Below are 5,858 nucleotides of genomic sequence, written 5' to 3' on the forward strand. Positions count from 1 at the left end.
ACATTTAATTTTCTATCATCTTCTTCATTAGAAAATGTCTCAAATCCACATGGAATACTAACTACTTTCAACCTCTCACCTCCTTAAATAAACATTACATCACTAAAACTTATATCTTTAAAATCTTCTATACTAAAGTTAAGTATCTCATCAGGTTTATTTATAAATAAATAAAATGGATTCTCACCACATTTATTTTCATTAACAAAGGAAAAACCTCTATTAGTTAGATATTTTTTCTTCTCTTCTGTTAATGCAATAATAAACCTTTTGTTATTTGTTCTCATCTTTTCTATCTGATTTATTTCCATTTGTATCACCATCACCTTTATCTTCATTAGTAGGTCTTCCAGCGTCAGCATTTGAATATGTATATGAAGCTTGTTTTACTGGTAATAAATCATCTATTTCCATTAGTTGTTCTGCTTTATATAAATTAGCAATTTCGATTGGTTCTTTTCCAGTACTAGCTAAATACACTAACCTACTATCTCCTACACTGTTTATATTTTCTCTAAGTTGTTGTGATATCTTAGATTGGTTAAAATGAGTTGTACCAACAAAGTAAAGTTGAAATGCTTTAGATGAGTTCTTTTTATTTAGTTCATAATTTATCCATGTTTCTATCTCATTTTGAATCCTCATAGGTATTAAACTATCTGCTATAACACCATCTGCAATTGATTCTGTGTTTATTTTATCTGAGTTAAAAAGTGCAGTGTTAATTCCAGCATTATCAAATATAAATTCTTTTGCTTCTTTAACATAATCATTAATCTTTGATTTTCCATCACTTAGATTAATTCCTTCCATATCTAGTGGGGTAACTGCTACAGATGTACCAGCTGGTAGATTAGATTTTATATCATGGTAGTATGCACTTAATAAATCAAATGCAACTAATGGTTCATCATTTTTACCATAAGGTACTTTTCCATGTATTAACTTAATACTTTCAATAATTGCATTAGAACCTTTTAAATCTTTCATATCTTCAAGTTCTAAGATATCATCAAATAAAAAGCTAAAAAATGGTATTCCTTTTGTTGAATCAATGTCTATATTAAACGCTACAGCATTATCACTTAGTTCATAGTACTTATTTTCTATTAAGTCTTCTTTTTTTAATCTTCCATCATTTAATTTTTTATATGCTTCTTGAACTTCTATTGGAAATGCTGATAAAGTCTTCCTATTTATTTTTCTTAAATCAATTCCATACCTTAATACTCCATTTACTTTGGATGTTATTGTACAATAAGAAGCTGGTATTTGTTGCATCATTATGCATTTTGAATCTTCAATTTTATATAAGTATATTTCCCCTTGCTCTAATACTTTTTCAGTTATCCAAGGGCAAATATGTTTAAGTTGATATTTTTTTAGAAATGTAGCGGATTTAAAAAAAGAGTCGATATAATCATCTTTATCTTTGAATTTAGAAATATTGGTTGGTATGATATAATGGTCAAATGTATTCATGGTTGAAATCATATTTAGAATTCTTTTATATGTACCAGACGTTTCTTTAAGTAAAAGACTAACCTTTTGTAGTAATTCTACGTTTTTGTAAGGGTCTATCATAGCTTTTCTTACTTGGTCTCTACTTATATTTCTTATCTTGTACATTTCATTTGACAGATTTATAGTATTTTCTATCATTGCATAATTTCTTTGTCTTAGTTGCTCATTTAAGTATTTTATTTGGTCTAAAGTATAATCTTTTTTATCTCCTTTGAGTTCTATTATGTTTTCCACCTCCTGACCAGAATGAAATTATTTGTCCACTTTCTTTACTATTTCTCTTTTTTAATTCTTTATCTAGTAAATTTGCTAGATAATTTCCATATGCTAAAGAAGAATATCTATCTTTTCGCGCTTTCCCTTTTTCTTTAACTTTAAGCCACTTTTGACCATCATTTTTAACAGTTTCTAAGTTAATTAATTCGTTTACAAGTAGCGTAGTTTGTTTATATGGCAACACCATTCTTGCTTGGTCTGTATAATTTTTCTTTGCATACCCAGATGTACTACTTAACATATCATTTGCTTCTACATCGTTTATAGGTAATTTTATTCTATTTTTTAGGAAAACATCCAGTAAACCAATTATACAATCATGATTTATTTGTCCATATGCTTTAATTTCAAATATAACTGGATAATTCTCTTTTGTAGTAAAATTATTATGTAAATGATTTGTATTAGCATGAGAGAATGCGTTATATTCCTTATTTCTAGCATCATCATAATTAACCCTAAGTAAATCAGATAAAACACTTTGTCCTACTCCTTGAGTATCTATAACTAAGAAATCAGCTTCAAAATCAAAGAATAATTGCTTTAATCTTATTGCTTGTTTATCTGGCTTCATACCATTATGAGATTCTATATGAACAACCATTCTTTCATAATAATCTTTCTCGGGCAATAATCTCCAACATGTATATACTGAATTATCATTATTATCACCTTCTGCAATAGCAATATCTGCTGAAATTATCCTTAGTTCACCTTTTCTTTTTTGTAAATTACACTTAATTTTTCCGTTTTTAGCAGATAACACTTCCAAATCTGTTGGAGGATAAAATGGATTTTTTAATGTCCTACATGGATTTACATAAGATGATTTAAATATTGCATCTTCATTTTCTCCAAAGAAAAGTGATTCCATCTCCATAATCCAAGAAACAGCATCCATTTCTCTTTTCATTTCATCAGCTCTTTCTTTATCAAGTATTCCATGATGAAGAGAAAGTTTATAATTACAATTGAGTACAAATTTATCTCTACCATCTATCATGTCATTCACATACAGTTTAAATTTGTCATATGCTTCATGCATCCTAAACCATGCACTACTTAAGTACAATTCTTTATTAGGTTCTGGAGGATAATATTCATATTTTCCATCTTTTTTAAATTTTAGATTTCTACTTACATTTAAAAATGGTTTAAGAATTCTATCTTGTATTTCTTTTTTTACTAATCTAAATTCATCTACAATAAGTATATTAAAACGGAATCCTCTCGATTGCTCGTTTGAGACTATCGCTTCTATAGTGCTTCCATTGTGAAATGTAACTTTGGAGAATTTATTGTTATATTCTATTTTTTTTATCTCTCTAGCTAACATAGGAGATTGTTTTACTAACTCTTTCTCTATTTTCTCCCTTATAATAAGCTCTGCTTGTGATTTAGTAAATGCAGCTATACCAATTTTAGAATTTGGATATAAAACAGCTCTACAACATGTATATACAGCGGCAATCCAGCTCTTTGCAAACCCTCTAGCACATATAAGCATTGCGTAGTTAACTTTGTCAAACATATATATTAAAATACTTTGAACCAAATATAAATTAAGTCCAAAATAATCTATACAAAATCTATGAGGATTTTCTCTATAGAACTTAGTCCATTCAATTATACCTTCTTCAAAAGCTTTAGTTTTATCTGAATTAATCTCATGATTATCTAACTTTCTAGTTTTAGTTATCATTTGGATTGTCCTCACTGGCTAAGTCAAATACTTTTCTCATTTGTCCTATAAACCACTTATTAATATATGTTTTTATTTTATCTACATCTTTGAATTGCTCTGAAGGTTCTCCTATAGGTCTATAATTCTCTATCTTATCAATCCATGTACCCCATGTAATAGTTTCATTTTCTGCTAAACTTGCTTCTTGAATAGGTTTTATATTTGCATCATTCATAAGTTTTGATATTAAGGTATTCATTTTCTCAAACCCTGTAGCATCACCATTTCTTAGTGCTTCATCACTCTTTAGTAAACATTTAGAAATTTGTTCTAACAACATTTTTTCAGCAGGTCTTTTACATTGATATGCAATAGAAAATTCATTAAATTTGTTCTCTAAAAACATATAATCTTCTTTTCTTAACCCTGCTCCCCATCTTTCAATCATATCTTTATTTATCTTTATTTCTTTTAGTTCAACTTCTATGTCGAGTTTATCTTCTATAGAGTTATCGAAAGAAGTTTTACCTCTATATTTTGAATTTCTATTAACAATTTTCATATATTCATCAATAGAATCTTCACATTTCTTTCTCATAGATTCTTCAGCCAAGGTATCATCGAAATAAACATCAAAATTGAAACAAAGGTGCCTTAAAGCCTTTATACTACTATTATATTTTTCATTTAATCTATTAAACATCTCTTTAAAACAATCCTTGCACACTGGCAATCTACCATTATCTAAATATATATCACTATAACTTTTCCAAAAGTATCTCTCTTCATATTTCTCTTGTTTACAACAAGAACATTTCTTTTTATTTACTGCCACATATTATCACCACCATAAAAAGACCACTAGAGGTAATTCTCTAGTGGTTAATAGGGAGATTCAGTTCAATCAAGAGCTGAATTAAACATACTCTTATAAACTTAACTCAACTCTTAATTAATCCCCCTGTTTTATCAAACAAATATCATTATCAATATATTAGATAAAAAATAAATAGCCCAAAAATATTATTGGACTATTGTTTCACTCAATCTAATTGTTATATTTAAATCTGTATCACCAGAATACTTATCTAAAACATCGCTAAGTAATACCTCATTATCTCCATCTTTTAAATGTTCTATAATTTTATAAGTGCCATCTTCTTGTTTTACTATCTCACACTTTTCTAAGACTGTTCCTTTATTATTTTTCATATATTATCTCCCTTATTTTTTTATTATTTTGTAGAGTTATAATTTAGGTAGGATTAAAAAAACTATAACTCTACTAGGAATGTATTAATGTTTTATATAACACCTGTGATGTTTAATGTTAATCCCCAATCTAAGTTAAAACCTACTTCTGTACATTCAGAGAGTTCAAATATTCTAGCCATTAATTCATAGGGTTTTTCTTTTTGCGGATTATATCTTATTGTCCAATAGTTAGTATTGTTTAGTATGTCATACACTCTTTCTTTTTCCTTATCTTTATCATATCCACTGTGATTATTTTCATCAACTTCTATGTGTATACTGTCAAATATAATGAAATCCAAATAATACTTTCCACATTTAACTTGTCTTTTAACATTTTCTTTTTTAAATGTAAAATCCAAATAATTTCCTATTTCCTCTTCATATTTTTTAAAATTCAACTGATTTTCTTTTATTAGCTCACAATATAATTCTGGTAATTCTTGAGATAGTAGATATCTTACCTTTTTTGCTACCTCTGAATCTCTAAGCAACATGCCTATTTTAAGTATGGCTTTTCTAGGTATTAATATCAGACCTCTTGATGGAATTTTAAATTTGACACTATGTGCGTTTTCTGAATTTGCAAGTATTTCAGCTATATTAGACTTTTTATATAATTTAAGACCATCTAATTTTAGTTCTTCTCTATTTCTTTGAATTAACACTTCAACAGTATGTTTGTCAACTTCATAATATTCAGCTACAAGCCCTACTGTACTAAAATCTGTATTTGCTAAAGTTAATATCTCTTTCACATGTTCCAATACATCTACTCTATCTATGTTTCTATCTCTTAATTCTTTATTTTCTATAAGTTTTTCACCATTCATCTTATCAAATCTCCCTTTTATTATTTATTTAAAAGGAAGAAAGACTTACTGCTATCTCACGACATGTGCTTTCTTCCAGTTATGAAATGGTGAGTAATTATCCCACAAATTCCATTATAATTGTCACTCTCGTGAACAATATATTTGTTTGATAAATTATATTACTGCATCTTTTAAAGATTTAGTCGCTTTTATTTTAGGAACTCTTTTATCTTCAGTCTTCCAAGGCTTTTTAGTTCCATCTTCAAGAGTCATTTCTCCTTCTCTTCCTTTTTGTACTTTAGTTA

At 27.8% G+C, this 5,858-nt stretch carries 6 protein-coding genes; all 6 read right to left on the bottom strand.

Features of this window, described 5'->3' with window-relative positions; all coding sequences use genetic code 11:
* Nucleotides 1-83: 83 nt before the first annotated feature.
* A complete protein-coding gene (locus IC213_RS20045; protein WP_227863552.1) occupies nt 84-287 on the bottom strand; it encodes a hypothetical protein in 204 nt (67 codons plus the stop codon).
* Complete coding sequence (locus IC213_RS20050; protein ID WP_227863553.1) at nt 274-1,758, bottom strand: hypothetical protein; 1,485 nt, start codon at nt 1,756-1,758, stop codon at nt 274-276. Before IC213_RS20050 ends, IC213_RS20045 begins: the two co-directional genes overlap by 14 nt.
* Nucleotides 1,727-3,502 (bottom strand): terminase large subunit, encoded by a 1,776-nt coding sequence (locus IC213_RS20055; RefSeq protein ID WP_227863554.1) that lies wholly within the window; start codon nt 3,500-3,502, stop codon nt 1,727-1,729. Before IC213_RS20055 ends, IC213_RS20050 begins: the two co-directional genes overlap by 32 nt.
* Complete coding sequence (locus IC213_RS20060) at nt 3,492-4,319, bottom strand: hypothetical protein (protein WP_227863555.1); 828 nt, start codon at nt 4,317-4,319, stop codon at nt 3,492-3,494. Before IC213_RS20060 ends, IC213_RS20055 begins: the two co-directional genes overlap by 11 nt.
* A gap of 188 nt (nt 4,320-4,507) precedes the next feature.
* Nucleotides 4,508-4,696: a hypothetical protein gene (locus tag IC213_RS20065; protein ID WP_167640994.1), complete on the bottom strand. Its 189-nt coding sequence runs from the start codon at nt 4,694-4,696 to the stop codon at nt 4,508-4,510.
* A gap of 92 nt (nt 4,697-4,788) precedes the next feature.
* Entirely contained in the window at nt 4,789-5,571 is a 783-nt protein-coding gene (locus tag IC213_RS20070) for a hypothetical protein (RefSeq protein WP_227863556.1), read from the bottom strand.
* Nucleotides 5,572-5,858: the final 287 nt, after the last annotated feature.

Origin of the sequence: Clostridioides sp. ES-S-0049-02, from assembly GCF_020658465.1 — a bacterium.
GTDB lineage: Bacteria > Bacillota > Clostridia > Peptostreptococcales > Peptostreptococcaceae > Clostridioides.